Source organism: Acholeplasma sp. ORD1043, from assembly GCF_057808485.1.
Map to the genome: position 1 here is coordinate 43,575 of NZ_JAQLOJ010000013.1, position 6,363 is coordinate 49,937.

Consider the following 6,363-nt stretch of genomic DNA (forward strand, 5'->3'; position numbering starts at 1 on the left):
GAGTCTTGAAAATAACTGTTTGTGGGTATTTGTGTTGAGTAAAAACTACCTTAATGAGACTGCTCTGTTTCTATTATATGATTAACTACTCCCCTGCTCATTAACATTATCAATCCAGTTGCACCACAATCCGGACAATACTGTCGGAGTCCCTGATTAACTCCATCATCATAAGGTATCATAATCCAATCGTGATTTTCTAAGATATATGCTCCATCTGAACAATAAGAACGATGTTTTAGATTATTATATTTAACATAATGATGTGTATAAGAGTGAACATGTGGGTTAGGAGAAACATGAAATACAAATGGACCAGTTGATTCCCAATAATATCCTTTTACTCTGATATAAATAGTTTGACCGTTCATTAATGACATTGTTATACTAAAATTAGTATCAACGCCAGAATCATTATCATATGCTATTCTTCCAGTGGTGCTTTCACCTGCCACAATGTTATTAAATACGTCACCATATGTATCAGTTGTTCCAGTTGTATTAAATGTATAGTGACCACTTGATGGTGCAGTGAACTTAAACCAATGCAAATAACTCGTACCTTTAATGTATAAAGTTGAAGTTGATGATCCAGCATAAACAGTTGTTACTGTAGGTAGATTTAAAACGAATGTTTCAGAAAAATATGGACCAGTATGAGGTGAGTCTGTTTGTTCTGCTTTAACGTTCCACTTTATTGAAGCAGCGTTTGAATTTAAGATGGATTGCCATTGTGTAGTAGATAATGTGTAACTTGTAGTATTTCCAACATTTTGAGAAAATATAGTCGTTCCATCAGAGTTTTTAACATATACAGTGAATTGGTTATTTGGATGGTTAGTACTTCCGTTATAATTATCCCATGTCAATGTTGGTCGATAGAAAGTTGCAGTCGAATTGTTTGCAGGACTTATTGGTTGAGCAGCAATATTATAGTATGATAACAATTTTCCTAGAGATTCATCACTTTCATCAATTCCTAAAGTTTGTATAAAATCTGACAGGTTCCATAGTATTGGTGGAAAGAATGGAACGGCATCCCTAACCTTATTAAATAATCCTATTTCTCCATAGTATACAGAATCTCGTGTTTCTGATGGACTATCATCCATCAAATCATATAATAATCTAGATACTACCCACTCGTTTCCTTCGCCATATAAATAACTACCGTGAGTTTCTATGTTTCTAGTCATACAGGCACTATCACCTGCATTTCTAACGCCAACATATCCCGTTCCATATCTTAGCTGTGAAACTACGGAGTAATAAGATCCAAATCCCTCTACCCATGCTAACATACTACCTATGTTTTTTCCTTCAGTATCGATTAAATTCATATCAGCGCTATGATTTGACGGCCAAAAATCATGTAAACCATATAAATCTCCTAACATTATGAAACTTACACTTATACTTTGACTAAATCAAAGTCCCTTAATGTAATCATATTATTTATATTAAACCCTCATATAAACCACACTCACTTTCTAGAAGAAAGATCTTAAAACGCAGTTAAATTTGATTATTATGTAAAATACTCATTATAATCTTTTGCTTAATCTATTTCCCACCAATAAGGCATTTGTCTCCAATCAAACTTGATTGTGTCATCTTCTTTTAGGAAGAATAAAAATGAAACGTCAATCTCTTCTATTTCGTAATCACCTAGTAGATCATCTGTTTCAACAATTGTACGTCTAATTTCAATTGCAATCACTCCCCTATCTAAAGGAATATCTTTAAAATCAATATCTAAACTAAACTCCTTTTGATATTCGATTGTCGATCCCCACGCTAATGGTCTGGGATTTAAGATTTCATTTTCTTCATCTAAAAAACTTCTATTAGGAAAGTACATTTCGTATTGAGAAAATAGGTGCTGAGGAGTATAATCTGGGTTTACTGTGAAATAATTTGCAACATAAACCGTAATTTTATGGTTCAAAATCTCAGGTTCTTCGTTATTACTATATAGATGTCCATAGTTGAAAGTAACTAGAACTGGAGTGCTCAATTCATATTCTGTCTTTTCCATCTTTAAACCAACATAGCCTGGAAAGAGTTCTGGAGCTCCACCACCAACTTTATAGCCAGCTGATAAACCCCCAGTTGCTGTTCCACCATTATTTAATAGTAATACTACACCAACTGATAGTATTGAAATAAATACAACTATCAATGAAGCATATCTCAATTTTAGTTTGGGATATTTCATTTTATTTGGTGTTAATTCTCCAATTTTCTCTAGAATTCTTTGCTCCATATAGTCTGAAACTAATGGAATCTCTTTATTAAAATTCATTAATTTCTGTTCGATTGTCATTTGATAGTTACCTCCCACTTATTTTTAAGTGTTTTAATTGCTCTTTCGAGTCGCTTTCTAACATTCTCTTCTGAAATTTTTAGTGCACTAGCAATTTCTTTATTGGACAATGCTTCTGCATATTTTAAAATGATAACTTCCTTGAATTTATTGTCTAGGAAACTAATTATATCTATAATATTTGATTCTTCAATAATGTTCGATGATTTAAGATTGTTCACTTCGTCATCTTTAAAATGATAAATATGCTTATTTTTCTTAATCATGTTTTTACAATTGTTTATTGTCATCCTAATTAAGTAATACTTTTCTTGATCATCATTTATAAATGATTTATTGAGATGATAAAAACTGATGAATGAATCTTGCATTACATCTTCTGCATCATCATGCATTTTCAAATATGAATAGCATATATTAAAGATCATCTGCTTATACTTATGATACTTTTCCCTAAAAATGTTCTCGTTCATTTATCCATTTTCACCTTTCTTCACCTATAAAACAATCAAGGAGAGATTTTTGTGACAACTTTTCATTATTTACGTCATTTTATCATACTATTTTGATAAATCTGATTATATCTTAATAAAGAGTCCATATTAACTTAAGAATAAATCTATATCTATTTGAGTATCATACCTAGTATCTTCAACTCTGTTTATCACTTTAGTCTCCAGTTCAATAAGTTTTATATAAATATCAAAATATTTAGTATCAGTAATTAATATTCCTAGATGTGTCAGATTAAAAATAATGTATGCTGTTACATGAAAAGTGGAATCATCATCTAAAGTTGTTATTCTATTGTTTACCACCAACCGTTCCTAACATTTCAGTGATTGCGTTGATAGTGATTAAAGCTCTTTTTGGTCTGACAAAATACTAAAATCAATATCCATTAAAAAATTATCATAACTCTTCTCTGTAAATGGTCTATGCAATATATAAATAATATTCAATAATGTATTGATAATTTGTGATAAGTCCGATTCATCTTCTTAACTTCGCTAAAGAGTTCATATCCAAATAAATTACGATATTCAATAATTTTAAATAGAGTTGAATGCAATCTAAACTATTTATCCTTTAATTTTAACGCTTGTGTGATTCTCATAAAAAAAAGTCCCCTTCTCTTTAGATTGAAGGTATTATTATACCTTTTATCCAAGATTTGGAAACTATTTCATTGTCTAATGTGTTAGGGCGACTATTTTGATGCATTTTCGTACCCCTTCAAAAAAATCGTACCCCATAATTTTATTCATAACAAGTGTGATGCTACCTAATTCAATGAAAATTAGCACCCTTGACAGCTATTTTAGCACCTCTATAAAAATCGCTTAACAATGATAAAATCACATGTACATCCAAACAAAAATTGTTTTTTTCATTATGCCCCTACATAATAATAGTAATAATAAAAATTATATGATCGTAATCTTTATTAATATTTTAACATATACCACTAGTATATGATATGAAATTCTATAAACGCATCATAATAACACGGTGTCAAAATCAATAAATAATAATACTCTATAGTTTTTCAATTGATTATTATGTAAAGGTAGAATAATCAAATTTGACTTTATTCTCTGAATTCAAACGCAAAAAAAAGACTTGATAGTATTATCAGGTCTATTTAAGTCAATTATGTATAGTTACCTCCTCAAATATTGAAGGACTGTATTGATTTCATTCATTATTCGTCCACACGGCATATAATGTAATGGATTTACTTCTCGGTGCGGGTTTAGTAAAATCATATAAGTTATCAGCACTGCTGGTTTGTGACCAACCTATAAAAGTATATCCTTCTTTTGTTGGTGGTTCTGGTTCTTTAACGTGATCTTCATCATCATAACTTAGAAAATAAAGTTCATTACCATCATAGAATGCTGCTTTCGAAGCAGTGAAGTAAACCGGATGACTTTTCTGATATATCTCAAGTAATGATTCAACAACAATAACTTCAGCATCTAGTTCAAATGAACCTTCTATATCAATTTTTTCATCATCTAGCAAAATGACATATTTTAAATTAGGTGATTTTGAAAATGCACCCAATAAAATCTTTATACCCCGTCTGACAATGATGACTTCTAGCTTTTCGCTTTCAATACTTTTATGACTATCAGTAAAGAATAAACTGACTACTGATCCGAGTTTGACCGGTAATCCATTTATTTCTGTTGGAAAATCAATGAATGTTCGTTCCAATCCATCATCTGTTAATTTATATACTTCAGCATATCCATTAACCTCTTTATAGTAAAAGATATCATAGACTTTATCATTATCTGTTGTGAGACCACATCCTGTTAACAAACCTAGAAACATGCAAAACATTATTGCGCTAACTATCTTTTTCATTACTCATCCTCGCTTTAATGTAAACTTTATCTTAATAAATAATTAACCTATTAAAATTAAAACCTATCTCCCGGTATCGTAAGCATATTAATACTATTATTACTCATTATTGTCTTCAATCATCTGCAAAAATAAAAGGAAAACAATTCTTAAACACAAAATACAATAGTATCTTCTTGAGAGCTTACATAATATGACTTTAATTGACCATCTTTCTTTAAGATTATTCTATCATATCGTAGAATCTTATATATAAAATTTTATAAAGTATCACGTTAACTTGCTGTATAATCTCAGTCTTAGTCAAGTAAGGTGGATTTCATCTTTTTTAAAATCGTGTGATAATGCAAATCTAAAACTTTAACATTTCTTGCACAATGCTGATTAGATTACTCCTTTTTATGGACCTATCTTTGTTTGATGTTGATACTGAGATATTTCACTACAGATGATAACTGTCATCGTTTCTGGATAGAATAGCAAATAGAAATACGAATAGCGAATTCCATTCATTCCTTGTAAAACTAAATAATTATATTCCCTACTCAGATCAGGTCTATGCTCTGCAGGAATGTTTAATTCTCCTGAAGAAGACCCTAAACCATTTATAGCATTTATAAACCATGATTCAAAATCCTCTGCACTGCTATGATTTTCTAGGACACATAGGTACCACCTTTGAGAAATAAAAAGTGATATTATTATATCCTTGATACTTATATTTTATCATACATCATTTTCTAGATGTGTGGCTTTTTTAATTAAAGCCTTTTATAGTTCGATATTCAACTGGTGTTAAGTAATCTAATCGATAAGCTACTCTATGATGATTAAAATAATCTACATAGATTTCTATAGCTTTTTTGATATCAACAAAGTCATGTAATTTTAGATAGTGTTTCAAATCACCTTTGATCCATCCAATAAGTGATTCAATGACTGGATTATCTGTAGGCGTTCCTGCTCGACTCATTGATCTGGTGATTGGATATGTTTGATGTGTCTTCTCAAACTTAACGGATGAATAAACTCTACCTTGATCACTATGTAGGATGGTATGGTGTTCACCATATCCCCTTTGTTCTTTGATGCGTAAGAAATCTTCTAAACTTCTTAAATGATTCATCACACCATTACCATGATGATAATTAGCTAGGTCATATCCTACAATCTCATTATTAAAAACATCGATGTGAAGATTTAAATCATATTTCTTTTTCTGATGTATAATTATGGTTGTATCTGTACATACTTTCTCAAATGGTCTTCTTGTTTGCCAATTTCCACCTATGACATTTGGAAACTTATCCGATACACCTTTTGGTCTTCTAAACGCTCTTCTACGCGCTTTAGAATAGATGCCCATTTCTCTAAAACACTGATACATTAAGTAACTTGATACTATCCATCCTGTATCATTGAATATATCTTTTCTAACTGCTCTATACCCTTTTTCAGGATGGATAGTATGGTAATTATTAATGAGCTGTTTGAGTGTTTCTTTTGTTTCTTGTTTTGGTGTTTTAATATCTATTCTCATTAACCATCTATAATATCCACTCCTACTAATTCCGATATATTCACACAAGTCGTTTATATAGTATTTAACTCTGAACTTATGGATCAAACTATACTCACAATTTAGAAGTTGTTTTTTTTTA

The 6,363-nt window shown here is 30.5% G+C and carries 5 protein-coding genes; all 5 read right to left on the reverse strand.

Translation table 11 applies throughout. From position 1 onward, the window contains the following. Nucleotides 1–50: 50 nt before the first annotated feature. The 5 genes from PG914_RS05720 to PG914_RS05740 all read right to left on the reverse strand — a co-directional run bounded on the left by PG914_RS05720 (nucleotide 51) and on the right by PG914_RS05740 (nucleotide 6,329). A complete protein-coding gene (locus PG914_RS05720; protein ID WP_488822752.1) occupies nucleotides 51–1,340 on the reverse strand; it encodes a hypothetical protein in 1,290 nt (429 codons plus the stop codon). Between the two features lie 218 nt (nucleotides 1,341–1,558). Beyond that, nucleotides 1,559–2,326: a hypothetical protein gene (locus PG914_RS05725; protein WP_488822753.1), complete on the reverse strand. Its 768-nt coding sequence runs from the start codon at nucleotides 2,324–2,326 to the stop codon at nucleotides 1,559–1,561. Then, nucleotides 2,323–2,799 carry an RNA polymerase sigma factor gene (locus PG914_RS05730; RefSeq protein ID WP_488822754.1) on the reverse strand — a complete coding sequence of 159 codons (477 nt, stop codon included), beginning with the start codon at nucleotides 2,797–2,799 and terminating at the stop codon, nucleotides 2,323–2,325. Before PG914_RS05730 ends, PG914_RS05725 begins: the two co-directional genes overlap by 4 nt. A gap of 1,225 nt (nucleotides 2,800–4,024) precedes the next feature. Beyond that, on the reverse strand, nucleotides 4,025–4,669 hold the full coding sequence (locus PG914_RS05735; protein WP_488822755.1) for an InlB B-repeat-containing protein: 645 nt from the start codon (nucleotides 4,667–4,669) through the stop codon (nucleotides 4,025–4,027). A gap of 790 nt (nucleotides 4,670–5,459) precedes the next feature. Beyond that, nucleotides 5,460–6,329: an IS3 family transposase gene (locus tag PG914_RS05740; RefSeq protein WP_488822756.1), complete on the reverse strand. Its 870-nt coding sequence runs from the start codon at nucleotides 6,327–6,329 to the stop codon at nucleotides 5,460–5,462. Between the last annotated feature and the right edge of the window lie 34 nt (nucleotides 6,330–6,363).

Bases quoted from the DNA above. Each gene is read 5' to 3' on its own strand.
- PG914_RS05735 (WP_488822755.1), bottom strand. From the start codon at position 4,669: ATGTTTCTAGGTTTGTTAACAGGATGTGGTCTCACAACAGATAATGAT.
- PG914_RS05725 (WP_488822753.1), bottom strand. From the start codon at position 2,326: ATGACAATCGAACAGAAATTAATGAATTTTAATAAAGAGATTCCATTA.
- PG914_RS05730 (WP_488822754.1), bottom strand. From the start codon at position 2,799: ATGAACGAGAACATTTTTAGGGAAAAGTATCATAAGTATAAGCAGATG.
- PG914_RS05720 (WP_488822752.1), bottom strand. From the start codon at position 1,340: ATGAATTTAATCGATACTGAAGGAAAAAACATAGGTAGTATGTTAGCA.